Annotated in this window: 13 protein-coding genes; 11 read left to right on the plus strand and 2 right to left on the minus strand. The window is 71.3% G+C overall.

Features of this window, described 5'->3' with window-relative positions:
- The first annotated feature begins 205 nt into the window (after positions 1–205).
- The 6 genes from VFE05_06795 to VFE05_06820 all read left to right on the plus strand — a co-directional run bounded on the left by VFE05_06795 (position 206) and on the right by VFE05_06820 (position 6374).
- Positions 206–1570, plus strand: a complete 1365-nt coding sequence (locus tag VFE05_06795) for a hypothetical protein (GenBank protein ID HET6229771.1) — start codon at positions 206–208, stop codon at positions 1568–1570.
- A 334-nt stretch (positions 1571–1904) separates the two neighbouring features.
- The gene (folK, locus tag VFE05_06800; protein HET6229772.1) at positions 1905–2408 is read left to right on the plus strand and encodes a 2-amino-4-hydroxy-6-hydroxymethyldihydropteridine diphosphokinase; all 504 of its coding nucleotides are present in this window, start codon (positions 1905–1907) and stop codon (positions 2406–2408) included.
- A 90-nt stretch (positions 2409–2498) separates the two neighbouring features.
- On the plus strand, positions 2499–3650 hold the full coding sequence (locus tag VFE05_06805) for a YbdK family carboxylate-amine ligase (GenBank protein ID HET6229773.1): 1152 nt from the start codon (positions 2499–2501) through the stop codon (positions 3648–3650).
- Positions 3647–4774, plus strand: coding sequence for a 3-dehydroquinate synthase (gene aroB, locus VFE05_06810; protein ID HET6229774.1), 1128 nt, complete (start codon positions 3647–3649; stop codon positions 4772–4774). Before VFE05_06805 ends, aroB begins: the two co-directional genes overlap by 4 nt.
- A gap of 468 nt (positions 4775–5242) precedes the next feature.
- Positions 5243–5521: a nuclear transport factor 2 family protein gene (locus tag VFE05_06815; protein ID HET6229775.1), complete on the plus strand. Its 279-nt coding sequence runs from the start codon at positions 5243–5245 to the stop codon at positions 5519–5521.
- Positions 5522–5726: 205 nt separating this feature from the next.
- The gene (locus VFE05_06820) at positions 5727–6374 is read left to right on the plus strand and encodes a DUF6624 domain-containing protein (protein HET6229776.1); all 648 of its coding nucleotides are present in this window, start codon (positions 5727–5729) and stop codon (positions 6372–6374) included.
- 202 nt (positions 6375–6576) lie between these two features.
- Here VFE05_06820 and VFE05_06825 read toward each other — a convergent pair whose 3' ends face one another.
- Entirely contained in the window at positions 6577–8775 is a 2199-nt protein-coding gene (locus tag VFE05_06825; GenBank protein ID HET6229777.1) for a UvrD-helicase domain-containing protein, read from the minus strand.
- A gap of 146 nt (positions 8776–8921) precedes the next feature.
- Between VFE05_06825 and VFE05_06830 the strand changes: the two genes are divergently transcribed.
- The 5 genes from VFE05_06830 to VFE05_06850 all read left to right on the plus strand — a co-directional run bounded on the left by VFE05_06830 (position 8922) and on the right by VFE05_06850 (position 15907).
- On the plus strand, positions 8922–10523 hold the full coding sequence (locus VFE05_06830; protein HET6229778.1) for a class I adenylate-forming enzyme family protein: 1602 nt from the start codon (positions 8922–8924) through the stop codon (positions 10521–10523).
- Between the two features lie 117 nt (positions 10524–10640).
- On the plus strand, positions 10641–13697 hold the full coding sequence (locus VFE05_06835; protein HET6229779.1) for an NYN domain-containing protein: 3057 nt from the start codon (positions 10641–10643) through the stop codon (positions 13695–13697).
- A gap of 44 nt (positions 13698–13741) precedes the next feature.
- On the plus strand, positions 13742–14356 hold the full coding sequence (locus VFE05_06840; GenBank protein HET6229780.1) for a DNA-3-methyladenine glycosylase: 615 nt from the start codon (positions 13742–13744) through the stop codon (positions 14354–14356).
- Between the two features lie 479 nt (positions 14357–14835).
- Complete coding sequence (locus VFE05_06845; GenBank protein ID HET6229781.1) at positions 14836–15627, plus strand: inositol monophosphatase family protein; 792 nt, start codon at positions 14836–14838, stop codon at positions 15625–15627.
- A 73-nt stretch (positions 15628–15700) separates the two neighbouring features.
- On the plus strand, positions 15701–15907 hold the full coding sequence (locus tag VFE05_06850) for a dodecin (GenBank protein HET6229782.1): 207 nt from the start codon (positions 15701–15703) through the stop codon (positions 15905–15907).
- A gap of 262 nt (positions 15908–16169) precedes the next feature.
- On the opposite strand, the gene VFE05_06855 is transcribed toward VFE05_06850, so the two are convergent.
- Positions 16170–16933 (minus strand): molybdopterin molybdotransferase MoeA (locus VFE05_06855; protein ID HET6229783.1); only part of this gene is annotated, 764 nt, incomplete at its 5' end.

Consider the following 16933-nt stretch of genomic DNA (forward strand, 5'->3'; position numbering starts at 1 on the left):
CCGACCCAGGGCCTCAGCTTCACGCTGGCCGGGCGCAACCTGCACACGTGGACCAACTACTCGGGCTTCGACCCCGAGGTCAACTACGGCGGCCAGTCCAACTTCAACACGGCCGACGACTTCACGCTGCCCCCGACCCGCGCGATCACCGCCCGGATCGACGTGAACTTCTGATCTCCAACATCCCCAAGGGGTGAAGAACAACATGCAGAACAACCATAACCGCAACGGGAGGAGCCTCGGGCTCCTCCCCCGGCGGGCCGCGGGGCTCCTCGCCCTGGCGCTCCCGCTGGCCGCCTGCAACCTCGACAAGACGCTCGAGGTGAAGGACCCGTTCACGGTCACGCCCGCGGTGGCGCGTGACACGCTGAACCTGATCAACGCCTACGCCGGCGCGAAGGCTCGCCTGGCCACCGCCATCGGCGGCGTCCAGAACAGCAACGGCGGCCTGATCGTCACCAGCGGCCTGCTCGCCGACGAGATCGTGTCGAGCGACAACTTCAGCGACCGCCGCGAGATCGACCAGCGCTTCATCCAGCGCGTGAACGGGTCGAACAACTTCTCGTTCACGTACCTGCAGCGTACCCGCTCGGAGGCGAACAACGCCGCCGACCTGTACGCGGGCACCAGCCGCGCCGGCTCGGCCGAGCATGCGGAGCTGGTCAACATCGCCGGCTACGCCGAGCTGATGTTGGCCGAGAACTACTGCTCGGGCGTGCCGTTCAGCACCATCCCGGTGACCGGCCCGATCCAGTTCGGCTCGCCGCTCACCACCACGCAGGTGCTGGACTCGGCCATCGCCAAGTTCGACGCCTCGCTGGCGCTGACGGGCAACTCGGCGCAGAAGACCCTGTCGCACCTCGGCAAGGCCCGCGCGCTGCTCGACAAGGGCCAGTTCGCGGCCGCCGCCGCCGAGGCGGCGCTGGTTCCCACGGCGTACACGTACGTGGTGGACTACAACGCGACCACGCAGGGCACGTACAACGCGGTCGAGCAGATGGTGAACGAGGAGGAGCGCTTCAGCGCCGCCGACCTCGAGGGCACCGTGCACAAGGGCCTGCCCTTCCGCACCGCGGGCGATCCGCGCACGCCGCAGTCGGCGAGCGCTTCGCCGTCGGCGGCGGGTGGCGCGCACTTCAAGCAGCTCAAGTACCCGAGCCGCGGCTCGGCGGTGATCCTGGCGTCCGGCATCGAGGCTCGTTACATCGAGGCCGAGGCGATCCTCCAGGCGAACCCGAACGACCCGAACTTCCTGGTGAAGCTGAACCAGGCCCGGGCGCAGGCGAACTCGACCCTCCCGCCGCTCACCGCTGCGGACCTGGGTGCGACCACCGCGAGCAAGGTGGACCTGCTGTTCCGCGAGCGCGGCTTCTCGCTGTGGCTCACGGCGCACCGCCTGAGCGACCTCCGCCGCCTGATCCGCCAGTACGGCCGGACCCAGGACCAGGTGTTCCCCACGGGCAACACCTTCAACGGCGAGGCCTACGGCACCGACGTGAACCTGCCGATCCCCTTCGAGGAGAGCGGCAATCCGAACGCCGGCGCCGGCTGCCTCGACCGCAACGCGTAATCCGCGCGGCGTGAGAAGCAAGCTGGACCGCAGGTGAACGGAAGATCGGCAGGAGCGGGGCAGTCGCCCGCTCCTGCCGATCTCTTTTTGGCCCGTTTCCGCTGGCTTGGTGTCGCCGGCTCCTCCTCAACTACCAGGGGAGCGCAGCGGGTCAGTGCGGGAGAGGGCTTCTCCTCGCTACCCGGCGTGAGTTCTTCACCTTCGAGCGACGGCGGAGCGGATCGTGCGTCGAAGGCCCATGGCTGGATCGGCGGAGTCCAGTCCACATTGGCATTCGGGCCACATCGACCGATGCGTTTCTGCCGCCTGTCATCCATCGTCATCATCGTCCGACATGCCTGATACGGTTTCCGTGCTGGTGGGGCTGGGGGCCAATGTGGGGTGGCCGGTGGAGCAGCTGGCGCGGGCGGTGCGCGAGCTCGGCGCCGTCGGGGAGGTGCGCGCGGTCTCGTCCATCTACCGTACCGAGCCGGTGGGGTACGCGGATCAGCCGGACTTCTACAACCTCGTCTGCGAGCTGCGCACGGAGCTTTCCGCCGAGGCGCTGCTGGACGCGGCGCAGGGGATCGAGCGGGAGATGGGGCGCGTGCGGACGTTCCGGAACGCGCCGCGGCCCATCGACATCGACCTGCTGGCGTACGGGGACGCGGTGGCGGAGACGCCGCGGCTGGTGCTGCCGCACCCGGGGATCGCGAGCCGCGGCTTCGTGCTGCACCCGCTGGCCGAGGTGGCGCCGGAGTGGCGGCACCCCGTGCTGGGGCGCACGGCTCGGGAGTTGCTATCCGCGGCGGAACACCTGGAGCGGGCCGAGCGCTGGGGGCCGCTTCTCGGCGGCTGACGGGCTCGCTTGCCGCTCCCCGGCGGCCCGGCTATATCTTCGCCGGCGCCCCGCGCCGCCCGCACGCCAACTCTCCCGCGCCCCGGCCGGATGCCCCGACCCGAAGACTTCACCCTGGGGGTGGAGGAAGAGTACCAGCTGGTGGACGCCGCCACGGGCGAGCTGCGCAGCCGCGCCCGCTACGTGATCGCGGCGGACTGGGCCGACGAGATCAAGCCGGAGATGCAGGAGCACACGGTGGAGGTGGAGACGGGCGTGTGCCGCGGCTCCAACTGCGTGCGCGACGACCTGGCCCGCCTGCGCTTCACCGCGGCGGTGGCGGCGGAGTCCGAGGGGCTGCGCGTGGTGGCCGCGGGCACGCACCCGTTCAGCGCGGCGAGCGGCCACTCCTTCACCGACGCGCCGGTGTACCGCCGCATCCGCGACGAGTACCGCCAGCTGGCGGAGTCGCAGAGCATCTTCGGGATGCACGTGCACGTGGGGGTGCCGGCGGGGGTGGACCGCGTGCGGGTGATGAACGTGGCGCGGCTGTACCTTCCGTTCGTGCTGGCGCTCACGGCCAGCTCGCCCTTCTTCACGGGCGAGGACACGGGCTATGCGTCGTTCCGCTCGCTGCTGTGGCGGCGCTGGCCGCGCACGGGCGCGCCGCCCCGGTTCGAGGACGAGGCGGAGATGGCGGAGATGGTCCGCTGGCTGATGGCGACGGAGCGGATCGACGCGCCGGGCCGCATCTACTGGGAGATGCGCCCGCACCACGTGTACCCAACCATCGAGTGGCGCGCGGCCGACGTGACGCCGCGCCTGGACGACGCCATCGCCGCCGCGGCGCTGGCCCGCGCCGTGGTCGCGGGCGTGGTGGAGGGGCTGCTCGCGGAGCCGCCGCTGCCCGCGAACCTGCTGTCCACCCTGCTGGCCGAGAACTCCTGGCGGGTGAGCCGCGATGCGACCGCCGCGCTGCTGGTGGACCTGGACCGCGCGGAGCCGGCCACCATCACGGCGAGTGACGCGCTGCTGCGGCTGTCCGAGCGGCTGGAGCCGGTGGCGGCGGCGCTGGGAGATGCGGGCGCGCTGGCCGCGATCCCGGAGCTGCTGGAGCGGGGCGGGGCCGCGGCGCGCATCCGCGCGCGGGCGGCGGAGCTGGACGGAGACCTTGCGGCACTGACCCTTTGGATGGCAGACGAGACGGTCCTGGGAGCGGGCCTGGACCGCCGCGGCGAACAGCGCATGGAGGAGGACGGATGACGGCACCGCACCGCATTGCCGTGCAGCTGGCCGAAGCACCGGCGGCGGGTTACGAGATCCTGGTGGGGAGCGGCCTCTTCGCGGCGCTGCCTTCCATCCTGTCGCGCTTCTGCCCGGCGCACCGGTACGCGGTGATCACCGACGACCGCGTGGCCGAGCTGTACGCGCTCAAGCTGTCGCGCAGCCTGCACGGGGCGGGGCACCGCGTGGACGTGTTCGCCTTCTCGGCCGGCGAGGCGAACAAGACGCGCGAGACGTGGGCGGTGGTGACCGACGCCATGCTGGAGGCCGAGCTGGGCCGCGACACGGCGCTCATCGCCTTCGGCGGCGGGGTGCCGGGCGACCTGGGCGGCTTCGTGGCGGCCACGTACATGCGCGGCCTGCCGCTGGTGCAGGTGCCCACCACGCTCATGGCGATGATCGACTCGTCCGTCGGCGGCAAGACGGGGGTGGACACGGCCATGGGCAAGAACCTCGTGGGCGCCTTCCACCAGCCGCGCGCGGTGGTCGTGGACCCGGACCTGCTGCAGACGCTGCCCGACGCGCACCTTCGGGCCGGGCTGGCAGAGGCGGTGAAGCACGGCGCAATCGCGGACGAGGAGTACCTGGACTGGATCGAAACCAGTGCCGACGAGCTGCTGGCGGGAGATGCGGACGCGCTCACGCGTCTCATCGTCCGCTCGGTGGAGATCAAGGCCGAGGTCGTCTCGGGCGACGAGCGCGAGGAGGGGCGGCGCAAGCTGCTCAACTTCGGCCACACCATCGGGCACGCGGTGGAGTCGCTGTCGGGCTACGCGGTGCTGCACGGCGAGGCGGTGGCGATCGGGATGGTCGAGGAGGCGCGCATCGGCGAGCGCTGCGGGGTCACGGCGCCGGGCACTTCCGGGCGCCTGCGCAAGGTTCTGGCGCGGCTGGGGCTTCCCACCGCGATGCCCATCGAGCTGACGGCGGCAGACGTGGTTCAGTGGACGCGCTCGGACAAGAAGGCGCGCAACGGCCGCGTGGAGTACGCGCTGATCGCGGGCGCGGGCATGCCGTTCTCGCGCGACGGGCGCTGGGGCGTGCCCGTCGCGGACGAGACAGTGGTGGAGGTTCTGGCAGGAGGCACCGGCAACCGCGCCTGAGCTTTCAGCGGGCGATGGACGGCGGGTGACGGCAGATGGATGGCGGTAGATGCATGGCGGGCCCGCGGCGCTTCGGTGCGCTGCGGGCCCGTCGCCGTTCTCGCATCTTCCGTCTCCGCGCGTTCACGGCGGATGCGGTGCGGCGGATCGTGCGCTGCGGATGTCCCTGGGCATGCCGAAGGGATCGGACGCGATAAGTCGCACCCCTACAGGCGGTTAGCTGCTCGGCGTTGGGGATGATCGAGCTTCCGCGGACTCTGGGGGATAGAAAAGGCGGGCTGCGGCGTTGTAGCGGTCCTCCAACGCGTCTGCTTGGCAGTGGTGGGCGCGGCCTCATCCTACGCCCGACTTTTCTACATCTCCATGCGTCTACCACGTCTTCCGTTCATCGCACTTTCAGCAGTCGTTTTCTCGTCCGCGTGCGCGCCAGCGGCGCGAGTGAACCCGGCGCCTGCCGATGCTGCGGCCGTGGGACGGGCGTGGCAAGATGCGTTCAACCGGGCGGACACGGCGGCGCTGGTGGCGCTCTACGCGACCGACGCGATGCTGCTGCCGCCGAGCGGGACACTGCTCACCGGCGGGCGTGTCGCGGCCAGCATCAACCCGGGCGGGACGATGGAGGACCGCACCATCAGCCTTCGCGCGTCGGACCGGCGGTTCCGCGGGAATGTGGGGCACGTGCAGGGCACCTGGCAGACGCGGCCGTGCGGACAGGCGACGGGTCCGCTGGCGGGATCCGGCCGCTAGCTGATGCTCTTCGAGCGCGAGCCGGACGGTCGATGGAGCATCGTGTACCACGTCTGGACGGCGGACAGCGAGCCGGCGCCGCGCCGCGAGGACCTGCCCGGCGAGTCGCGAAGGGACGCGCGGCACTTTCCATCGAGACGCGCGGTACATCTGCGGACGTCCCGCCGTCCCGCCGTCCCTCTTCCCCCTTCCTCTCAGGCTGCCGATGCGTGCCTCCGCTGCCTTCCGAAACGCGATCTTCCCGCTCGCCGCCCTGCTGCTCTCCGCCGGCGCCGCCGCTGCGCAGTCTGCCGCCCCGCGGGACACCGCGGAGCACTGGACCGACGCGGCGCTGCGCCGCGAGCTGATCACGATGGGCGGGCAGGACCAGGCGATCCGCGCCAGCCTCACGGGCGAGAAGATGCAGGACACCGCGTTCATGCTGCGGATGCTGCGCGAGGACAGCGTGCGTACGCGGCGGATGCGGGAGATTCTGCGCACCAAGGGATGGCCGGGGCGCAGCATGGTGGGGCAGGCGGGAGCGGAGGCGGCGTGGCTGATCGTGCAGCACAGCGACTCGCCCGAGTTCCAGGCAGAGGCGCTGCGGGCCATCGACGCCGCCGCGCCGGGCGAAGTGGAGCCGCAGGCTCGCGCGTTGCTGGTGGACCGCGTCCGCACCAAGCAGGGCAAGCCGCAGCTCTACGGTTCGCAGTTCGACGTCCGCAACGGGCGCCTCGTCGCGTTCCCCATCGAGGACGAGGCGCACCTGGACGAGCGCCGCGCCGCCGTCGGCCTCCCGCCCATGGCGGACTACGTGCGCATGATGGGCGAGATGTACAAGATGCCGGTCGATCTCCATCCTCCGGCGCCGTGAGCTGGGTGCTGGAGCGGCACAAGAGGAAGGCGGGACTCGCGATGGATGCGGGTTCCGCCTTTTGTCGCGTACCGACGCGCGCGTCCACCGAACAGCAGCGGTGGACGTTTTGGCGTGCTGCGGAGGCAACGTCGCGGCGGCGCGGATGCGATGAATCGAACAGGACGCGGAACAATATTGCGGGCGTCGCAGTCGGGCGACGTCAGTTGGCGAGTAGCTCCTTCATCGATGCGAAGAAGCTCGATCCCATTACCTTGCGCTCGGCCGCGGTTAGGGAACTCTGGGCGCCGCTGTGCATTGTCACAAGCTCTGGTGGGATTTCTTTGAGGAACCGCGACGGCTGGCGGACGATATCCTCGCCGGCCTTTCGTCGGGAGGCGCAGCCGGTGAGCGAGAGGCGGTGTCGAGCGCGCGTTATCCCCACATAAAAGAGACGGCGCTCCTCGGCTATTGGATCAGGCACGCCTGGGTCGCTCACCATCTGCACGCTTCGGCTATGCGGCAATATCTCCTCCTCTAGGCCGACCATGAAGACATGAGTGAACTCTAGCCCCTTAGCGCTGTGCAGCGTCATCAGCGTGGCGCGGTTCGCATCTCCCTTGTCCTTATCATCCTTCTTTTCCTCGCCCTCCTCGCTGAGGGAGATGCGCTCCAGGAAGGAGGCGAGCGAGGGCGGAGCCCAGTCGTCTTCTTCATCCGGAAGCGGCGCGTGGTTCCAGACGCGATCCTCGTACGTGGCGATAGAGTCGACGAACTCGCGCAGGATATCCACGCGCACCTCGGCCGCGCGCTCGGACGACTGGTTGTCCTTGCGCACGGCCTCTTCCAGCCGCAGCCGCTTGACCAAGCCGCGCGCCCAGGTATGCAGCGTGCGCTCGCCTGGGTTGCCGGTGGCGATGCCGGCCTCGGTCGCAGCGTACTCCATGCGCGCCTCCTCCATCATCTCCACGAATTCGCGGATCGCTTCCCACTGCGCTTTGCTGATGCCGTCCACCGCGTGCGCCGCCTTGAGCGTCTCGTACAGCGTCTTCTTCTCCGCCCGCGCCGCATCGACCGCCTTCATCAGCGTCGTCTTGCCGATGCCGCGCGTCGGATAGTTGACGATGCGGCGCAGCGCGACCTCGTCTTTCGGGTTGACGACGAGGCGCAGGTACGCGACGGCGTCCACCACTTCCTTGCGGTCGAAGTACGAGGTGCCGCCCACCACGCGGTACGGAATGTTGACGGCCCGCAATGCCTCTTCTAAAGGGCGCGACTGGAGGTTGGTGCGGTAGAGCACGGCGAAGTCGCTCCACCGGAGTTTCTCATTCAACTGCCGCATCCCGATCTCGCGGGCGACCAACTCGGCCTCTTCCACCTCCGGCGGCTTGCCGGTGCCGCCGTTCAGCTCCCAGTAGTCCACCTTGGGCCCAGGGCCGTTAGAGGTGCGCAGGCGCTTCTCCTTGCGCGACGTGTTGTTGGCGATCACGCCGTTGGCCGCGTCGAGGATCCGTTGCGTGGAGCGGTAGTTCTCCTCCATCACCACGACCTTCGCGCCGGGAAAGTGACGCTCGAAGTCGAGGATGTTGCGCACGTCTGCGCCGCGCCAGGCGTAGATGGACTGGTCGTCGTCGCCCACCACGCACAGGTTCTGCTGCTGCGAGTTGGTGAGCAGCCGCGCCATCTCGAACTGCGCGCCGTTGGTGTCCTGGTACTCGTCGATCATGATGTAGCGCCAGCGCTTCCAGTACCCGCGCCGGATGTCGACGTCGGACTGGAGGAGGCGCACGGGCAGCAGCAACAGGTCGTCGAAGTCGCACGCGCCGGCGGCGCGCAGCGTCTGCTCGTAACGCGGATACACGTCCGCCGCGAGCACGGCGTAGTCGTCCTTGCGGTTGTAGCGCATCCGCCCCTCGGCCACCTCGCGCACGGCTTCTTCCGGGCCCACCATGCGGTTCTTCCAGTCGCTGATCTGGAAGAGCACCTGCTTGACGTCGTACTTGTCGTCGCCCGCGGTGGCGGCGACGTTCACCTCTTCCGTCATCACCCGCTTGATGGAGGCGAGCTGGTCGCCCGTGGGGTAGATGGCGAACTCCTTGGGCAGCCCCACCTTGTCGCCATGCTCGCGCAATATCCGCGCGCCCAGCGAGTGGAAGGTGGAGACGATCATGCCCTTGCTCTCCTTGCCCACCACCTTGCCGATGCGCTCGCGCATCTCCATCGCCGCGCGGTTGGTGAAGGTGACGGCCAGGACGTTGCGCGCGGGCACCTGCTTGCCGCGGATGAGGTGCGCGATGCGGTACACGAGCGTGCGCGTCTTGCCCGACCCGGCACCGGCCAGGATGAGCACGGGGCCCTCGGTGGCGAGGGCCGCGGAGAGCTGCTCGGGGTTCAGCTCGCGAAGGTAGTGCGGGACGTGCAAAGCGTTGCGGTTCCGGTACGTTGCGGGGGTGCGGGAGAGGCCGGAAGATAGGCGCGAACGCAGGTGGTGTCAAAGTTTGACGGCACCTTGCGGGCCGGTTATGTTACCACCCGTTGTTTCCTGGCCGAACACCGGACGGAGGTTGCATGGCGCTTCGCGACCGCTTTCGCGGGCTCTCAGTGGCGGACAGCCTGGCTGTCCGCGTCGCCGAGGACCCGCAGCGGCCCTTTGTGGCGTTTGGGGACCGGAGGCTCACCTACGGGCAGGTCGACGCGCAGTCGACCGCGCTCGCCGCAGCGCTGCACGGCCTGGGCATCGAGGCCGGCGACCGCATCGCGCTGACCCTTCCCAACTGGCCCGAGTTCGTGGTGACGGTCTTCGCCGCCGCCAAGCTGGGCGCCGTGATCGTCCCGCTCAACCCGAAGTACACCACCCCGGAGCTGCAGTACATGCTGCGCCACTCCGAGACGGTGGCGGTGGTCACGGCCGAGAACTACGACGGCGTGGACTACCTGGCCCGCTTCGAGAGCTTCCTCACCTCGCTCCCGGACCTGCAGTACGTGGTCTCGGTGGGCGAGGAGGACCTCTGGTACGACGACCGCATCTACCAGTTCGAGGACCTGGTCTCCAGCGGCGAGGGGCGCCCGTTCCCCCGGCGCGAGGGCGCGGCGCCGGACGAGGTGTTCGCCATCCTCTACACGTCGGGCACGATGGGCAAGCCCAAGGGCGTGGCGCTGAGCCACGAGAACCTGATGGTGCCCGCGGCCTCGACCGCCGACGCCATCGGCCTGGGCCCCAGCGACGTGGTGTTCGGCCTCAACACCCTGTTCACGGCCTCGGGCGTGGGCGCGGGGGTGCTGGGGACCATGCTGGCGGGCGCGTCGCTGATCCTGGAGGAGGCGCACGACCCGGAGCGCGCGCTGGAGACGGTGGAGCGCGAGCGGGTCACGGTGTACCACGGGGTGCCCACCTCGTTCGTGATGGCGCTGCGCGAGCCGTCGCTGCGGCGGCACGACCTGTCGTCGCTGCGCACCGGGGTGGTGGGCGGCGCGCCGGTCTCGGAAGAGCTGGTGCGGCGCATCCAGCGCGAGCTGGTGCCCGGCATCCGCGTGGGCTACGGCCTGACCGAGACGGGCACCACGCTGGCGGTGACCCGCGAGGGCGACCCCCAGGGCAAGCTGGTGGCTACCGTGGGCATGCCGCTCCCGGACGTGGAGGTCCGCGTGATCGACGTGGACGGCACCGTGCTGCCGGAGGAGTCGGTGGGCGAGGTGGCCGTGCGCGGGCCGGGGGTGATGAAGGGGTACTACCGCCAGCCGGGCGAGACCGCGCAGGTCTTCACGGACGACGGCTTCTTCCTCACCGGCGACCTGGGGATGCTGGACGAGGAGGGCTACCTCCACATCCTGGGCCGGCGCAAGGAGATGATCATCCGCGGGGGGTTCAACGTGTACCCCCGCGAGGTGGAGGACCGGCTGCACGCGCACCCCGCCGTCCTGGACGTGGCCATCGTGGGCCTCCCGGACGAGATCCTGGGCGAAGTGGCGTGCGCCTGCATCGTTCCCGTCGAGGGGGCGATCGTCACGGGCGAGGAGATCAAGGACTTCTGCCGCGAGGTGCTGGCGGACTACAAGGTCCCCGACCTGGTCCGCTTCCTCGACAGCTTTCCCATGACGGGAAGCGGCAAGGTGAGACGGGTGGAGCTCGCGCGCATGATCAGCGCCGAAGAGTCGAGCCGCCGCCCATGACCTTCCCGCGGCCGTCGTGAAAACCAACCGCGAGGCCCCTCCCGCCGTCCCTCCGCTCGGAAAGAGCGCGGGGAGGGGGAGGGGTCTCGCCGCAAGCCATCCATACGAACGCGAGACATGAGCTCATACCCCCCGCGGGGACAGGCGCCGAACGGCGCTCCCGCCTACAACCCGGCGCCGCACGCGGCGCTGCTGATCGACTTCGACAACGTCACCATGGGCGTGCGCAGCGACCTCGGCAAGGAGCTGAAGACGCTGCTCAACTCCACCGTCTTCCAGAGCAAGGTGGCGGTGCGCCGCGCCTATGCGGACTGGCGGCGCTACCCCAACTACGTGGTGCCGCTCAGCGAGTCGAGCATCGACCTGATCTTTGCGCCGGCATACGGCACCAGCAAGAAGAACGCGACCGACCTGCGCATGGCGGTAGACGCGATCGAGCTGGCCTTCATGCGGCCCGAGATCGGCACCTTCATCCTGCTCACGGGCGACTCGGACTTCACCAGCTGCGTGGTGAAGCTCAAGGAGTACGGCAAGTACGTGATCGGCGTGGGGATGCGCGAGTCGTCTAGCGACCTGCTCATCCAGAACTGCGACGAGTACTACTCGTACCACGCGCTTTCGGGCCTCGCCCGCGTCGGGTCCAACGAGGGGATGAAGGAAGATCCGTGGCTGCTGGTGGGCAAGGCCGCGCGGCAGATGGCGCGCAACCGCGACGCCATGCGCACGGACCGCCTGAAGCAGGTGATGATCGACCTCGACCCCGGCTTCGACGAGAAGGCGCTGGGCTACGCGAAGTTCTCCAAGTTCGCGTCAGACGCGGCGCAGAAGGGGCTGATCCGGCTGCGGCGCGTGGAGAACGGCCAGTACGAGGTGGTGGTGGAGGACGACGGCGGCGACGAGCCGCGGGCCGACGAGATCCAGGCCGACTACCGCGACGGTGAGCGTGACGGCGAGCGCGACCGCGGCGGCGAGCGGGATCGTGACCGCGAGCGCGGCCGCGGACGCGGCCGCGGACGGTTCGGGCGTGACCGCGAGCGCGGGCCGCGGCCCGAGGGCACGCTGCCCATGCCGTCGCCCATCGTGGCCGACGAGGCGCCGGAGACGCAGGACGCGCCGGACTTCGCCGCGGCTGCCGAGACGCACTACGAGCCCGCCGCCTACGAGCCGGCGGTGCAGACCCCCGAGCATGCCGAGGCCGAGGCCCCGTCGTTCGACGGCGGGCGCGGGCCCGAGGGCTCCGGGACGGAGGCGGACCGCCTTCAGGCGGCCTACGGGCTGCTGCAGCACGCGGTGCGCGGCATGGTGGGCGGCAAGATCGGGCAGACGGTGCGCGACGGCGACGTGAAGCGCCGCATGCTCGACATCGCCCCCGGCTTCGACGAGGGCGAGCTGGGCTTCAGCAAGTTCAGCCGTTTCCTCCGCCAGGCGCACGACGCCGAGGTCATCGACCTGCGCCGCCTGGGCGAGGGCAGCTACGAGGTGGCGCTGCCCGCCAGCGGCACGAAGCTCCCGGCCCCCGCCGCGCAGCCCGGTGCTGCCCGCACGGAGCAGATGCACCCGTCGGGCGACGGCGAGCAGGGCGCGCAGGAGCCGCAGGCCGAGGGCTCGCGCGGCGGTCGCCGCGGGCGTGGGCGCGGCCGCGGGCGCGGTGGCGACGACGCACCGCGCATCCTTCCCGGCCAGGCGTTCGGCGCCTCGTCCGATGACGGCGCGGATGCTGAAGCTCCCGCCGAGGCTCCGGCGCGCGAGGAAGCTGCGGCGCGTGCTGAAGCACCTGCGCGCACCGAGGCTCCGGCGCGTGAAGAGACTCCGCGGGTGGAGACTTCTCGCGCTGCCGAAACCGCCGTCGCGGCGGATTCGGGTGCCGCGGCGCGTCCGACGGGCATGGCCGGCCGCAGCGGCAAGCGCGGTGACCGCGGCAACCGCTTCGGCGGAGGTGACGGCCCGCCGCCGCTGCTTCCCGGGCAGGCGATCCCGTCGTCGCGCGTAGCGGCGGCCGAGGCCGCACCGCAGCAGCCCGAGACGCAGCCGCAGGCCGAGGCGCCCGCGGCCGAAGCACCCGCCGCGACGGAAGCGGCTCCGGCGGAGGAGGCTCCGCGGGGCCGTGGACGCGGTCGCGGGCGTGGCGGAAGGTCCGCCGCACCGGTGGCCGAGCCCGCAGCTCCGGCCGGGTTCGACGCGGGCCGCCTGGGCCTGCCGACCGACCGTGGCGAGATCGAGACGTACATCACCACTGCGTACCGCGGGATCGGGCGGAAGACGGCGGAGTCGCTCACGCAGGCGTTCGGCAACGACGTCTTCGCGGCGCTCCAGGAAGACCCGGACAGCGTTCGCAAGCTGATGGGCCGCCGCGCCGACGCCCTGATCGGCCAGTGGGCGGAGGACTACGACCGCCGCTCGGCAGATGCGGGCGCTGCCGCCGCGACGGAAGCGTCGGCGGCCGAATCGGCTCCGGCGGAGACGCCGCAGTCCGAGGCGCCGTCTGCCGAGGCCGCGCAGGCCGAAGCTTCGACCGAAGCGGCTCCGGCCGCGGCGGAAGAGCCGGCGGCGAGCGACGATGCGGAAGCGACGCCGGAGCAGGCGCCGGATTCGGACGAGGGCGAGGGCCCCCGCCGCAGCCGTTCGCGCGGACGCCGCGGCGGTCGCGGACGCGGTCGCGGCGGTGACGTGCCCGCGGGCGAGGCCGAGCCGATCGAGGCACCGGTCGCCGCGCCGGTGGTGGCGGAGCCGGAGCCCGAAGCCGCTCCGGCGGCCGAGGCGGAGACGGCTGAAGCGCCGGGCACCGACGAGGGCGGCGAGGCGGGAGATGCGGGCGAGGGTGCCCGCCGCTCGCGCGGACGCCGCGGCGGTCGCGGGCGTGGCCGGAAGGCCGGCGCGGACGAGGGCCCCGTTGCCGAGCCCGTCGCCGAGGCGCCGGTGGAAGCTCCCGCGCCGGAGCCGACGCCCGAGCCCACGCCGGAAGCGGCTCCCGCGGCGGAGGAGAAGCCTGCACCGCGCCGCCGCAGCCGCGCCGCTCCCAAGGCGGAGGCTGCACCGGCTCCCGAGCCGGAGCCCGCTCCTGCTCCCGCCCCCGAGGCCGTCGCCGAGACGGGCGAGGGCGATGACGGGCGTCCGCGGCGCCGCAGCCGGAGCCGCGGCAAGGGCAAGAAGGGCGACACGCCCGCGCCGGAGTGATGGCGCGGAATTCAGAGGGGAGCGCCGCGTCCGGGAAGGTCCGGGTGCGGCGCTCCGCCGTTCTGCCGGTGCCTGCGCCGCTGCCGCCCGGCTTCTGCGAGCGCCCCGCCGAGGTGGTCGCGCGCGAGCTTCTGGGCACGCTGCTCGTGTCGGAGATCGGCGGGCGGCGGTGCGTGGGCGAGATCGTGGAGACCGAGGCGTACGTGGGCCCGCACGACGAGGCGTCGCACGCGGCGGAGCGCTTCGGGCGGACTGCGCGCAACGAGGCGATGTTCGGCCCGCCCGGAACGGCGTACGTCTACCTGATCTACGGCATGCACTGGTGCGTGAACGTGGTCACCAACGCGGAGGGGTTCGGAGCCGCGGTGCTGCTGCGGGCGGCGCGGCCGGTCGAGGGCGTGGAGGTGGCGATGGAGCGCCGCCCTGGCCGCCCCGAGCGCGATCTGATGCGCGGGCCCGGCAACCTGTGCCGCGCGCTCGCTATCGACCGGGAGATGAACGGGCACCCGCTGGACGTGCCGCCGCTCTGGCTCGCCGTGGGCACGCCCGTGCCGGACGCAGACGTCGCCATCGGCCCGCGCATCGGCATCACGAAGGCGGCGGACTGGCCGCTTCGCTTCTGGCTTCGCGGCAGCCCGTGGGTGTCAAAGACATCGTGACGGTGCAGAGCGGAGGCATGTCTCGGACCACGAACCGGTTGGGCGCGGACACGTCCAACCGGTAGGGGCCGACCTGCGTGTCGGTCCATGGCCGGACATGCGAAATCGTGTCGGTCGATCCGAGACGTCGGCGCGCAGACAGACGACGGACGCGCGGGTCGCATCCGAAGGTGGCGAGATTCGCGCAATCTCTGCTTGGATCGTGCGGGGCGCGGCTGTTGCCGTGCCTTTCGCTTTATCCATGTGAAGATGTGCGGCGGGAGACTCGCGCGGCGTGATCCGTCAGCCGGCGCGGAGCACGCGAGGCTCACGACGGGGCGGGGAGACCCCGGACGGAGGCGGGCAGGCAGTATCGGCCCGCCGGAGGAGGAGGCTCCCCGACCCCGCGGAGGAGACGGGCGGCAGCAGTATCGCCGCCCGGCTCCGAAGCGGTACGACGCGACAGAGGCCGGAAACACGCACCAACAGAGCCGGGGCAGATGACGGACGCGGACAACCTGATGGACTTCGCCTCGCGGCTGGCGGCGAGCGCGGGCCGGATCACGCTGGAGCACTTCGGGCGCGCGGACGTGCAGCTCAAGGGCGACGGCAGCGAGGTGACGGCGGCGGACCTGGCGGCCGAGGCGCACATCCGCGAAGCGATCACGGCAGCCTTCCCCGGCGACGGCATTCTGGGCGAGGAGGGCGACGACGTGCCGTCCACCAACGGGCGCCGCTGGGTGGTGGACCCCATCGACGGGACGCGCTCGTTCGCCAGCGGCGTGCCCCTGTACGCGGTGCTGCTGGCGCTGGAGGTGGACGGCCGGACGGTGATGGGCTGCTGCCACCTGCCCGCGCTGGGCCACACGCTGGTCGCGGCCGAGGGCGCGGGCGCCTGGGCCGACGGCGCGCCCGCCCGCGTGAGCGAGTGCGACGACCTGAGTCAGGCGCGGCTGCTCACGTCGGGCTTCGAATACTGGCGCGATCGCTCCAACGAGACGGACCGTGCGGGCTGGGACCGGCTCACGCGCGCCACCCGCTTCGCCCGGACGTGGGGAGACGGCTACGGCTACTTCCTGGTGGCGACGGGGCGGATGGACCTGCTGGCCGACCCGATCGCGGGCTCGCACTGGGACTTCGCGCCCATGATCCCGATCCTGGCCGAGGCGGGCGGACGGTTCACGAAGTTCGACGGGTCGCCGGTGGAGTCGTGGGGCAGCGCGCTGGCCAGCAACGGCCGGCTGCACGAGCAGGCGCAGGCGGTGCTTTCGGGACGCTCGCGCCGCGCCTGATGGAACGCGCCTTGCCCGCCGGTGGGCGAGCCCGGCGGCGGAGCCGGGCCTGCGTCCACACGGGGGAGGAACGATGAGCCACGCGTTCAAGGCGATCGAGATGGTGGGAACGTCGGACAAGAGCTTCGACGACGCCGCGCGCAACGCGGTGAAGCGCGCGGGCGAGACCATGCGGAACCTGGAGTGGATGGAGGTCTGCGAGCAGCGCGGCTACATCAAAGGCGGCGAGGTCAACGAGTACCAGGTGAAAGTGAAGCTCTGGTTCAAGCTGGAAGGCTGAGCCGACGCTGCGCTGCGCCGACGGAAGATGAAGAGCCGGCCTCGCGGATCGTCGCGGGGCCAGCGCTTTCGTGCCGGGATGTGGGTCGGGCCCTTCCCCGCGCCGGCAGATGCAGGGCGGCGGCATCGCCCTGGCGGGTAAACCCGCGGGGCTACGATGGTGCGAAGCCCGCGTTCGCGGGCTGCATCCGACATGTTGGTGCGCATCGACGATCCGCCGCATCCGCCCCTTCACTGCGCCGGGTGAGGCAGCGCCCGGACGGTCACCAGCCAGGATCCGTCTGGAGCGGGGCGCCGCCGAGGATGACGGCGGGGAGGACGTCGCCGGGGGCGGCACCGTCGCGGCCGGCGGGGACGACGAGGAGCGCATCGGCGGCGGCCATGGAGGTGCCCACGCCGGAGCCCTGCGAGCCGGTGAGATGCGCGGCATGCGTGCCGTCCGCCTCACGCACCAGGCGGACGCGCGGGAAGTGCGTCATCCCCGCTTTCGCGGCGTACGCGTCGCGGACGACGGCGTTCACCGTGGGCAGGAAGTTGCGCGTGTGGCCGCACATCTTCAGCAGGGCGGGGCGGACGAACAGCTCGAAGCAGACCATGGTCGAGACCGGGTTGCCCGGCAGGCCGAACCAAGGGATGCCGCCCAGCGCGCCCACCCGCCCGAACCCCATCGCCGAGCCGGGGCGGATGCGCACGCGCCAGAACGCGATGTCGGTTTCCATCTCCCGAAGCACGCCGAGAACGTAATCGTGCTCGCCCACGCTGATGCCGGCGGAGGTGATCACGGCGTCGCACCCGCGCGCGGCCTCCAAGCGCTCGCGCAGGCCCTCTCGCGTGTCCGCGGCGATGCCGAGCGGGACGGCTTCGATGCCCGACTCCGCGAGTTGCGCGGCCAGCGCGTAGCTGTTGGACGACACGATCTTGCGGCCCGCGCGCACCTCGTCGAACCCGTCCAGGTCCACCAGTTCGTCGCCGGAGGTGAGGATAGCGACGCGCGGCCTGCGCACCACCTCGACCTCCGCGGCGCCGA

The organism is Longimicrobiaceae bacterium (assembly GCA_035696245.1).
Taxonomy (GTDB): Bacteria; Gemmatimonadota; Gemmatimonadetes; order Longimicrobiales; family Longimicrobiaceae; genus DASRQW01.

Excerpts from the sequence above, each read along its gene's own strand:
- VFE05_06795 (HET6229771.1), top strand. The coding sequence starts at position 206 with ATGCAGAACAACCATAACCGCAACGGGAGGAGCCTCGGGCTCCTCCCC.
- folK (HET6229772.1), top strand. The coding sequence starts at position 1,905 with ATGCCTGATACGGTTTCCGTGCTGGTGGGGCTGGGGGCCAATGTGGGG.
- VFE05_06805 (HET6229773.1), top strand. The coding sequence starts at position 2,499 with ATGCCCCGACCCGAAGACTTCACCCTGGGGGTGGAGGAAGAGTACCAG.
- aroB (HET6229774.1), top strand. The coding sequence starts at position 3,647 with ATGACGGCACCGCACCGCATTGCCGTGCAGCTGGCCGAAGCACCGGCG.
- VFE05_06820 (HET6229776.1), top strand. The coding sequence starts at position 5,727 with ATGCGTGCCTCCGCTGCCTTCCGAAACGCGATCTTCCCGCTCGCCGCC.
- VFE05_06830 (HET6229778.1), top strand. The coding sequence starts at position 8,922 with ATGGCGCTTCGCGACCGCTTTCGCGGGCTCTCAGTGGCGGACAGCCTG.
- VFE05_06835 (HET6229779.1), top strand. The coding sequence starts at position 10,641 with ATGAGCTCATACCCCCCGCGGGGACAGGCGCCGAACGGCGCTCCCGCC.
- VFE05_06845 (HET6229781.1), top strand. The coding sequence starts at position 14,836 with ATGACGGACGCGGACAACCTGATGGACTTCGCCTCGCGGCTGGCGGCG.
- VFE05_06850 (HET6229782.1), top strand. The coding sequence starts at position 15,701 with ATGAGCCACGCGTTCAAGGCGATCGAGATGGTGGGAACGTCGGACAAG.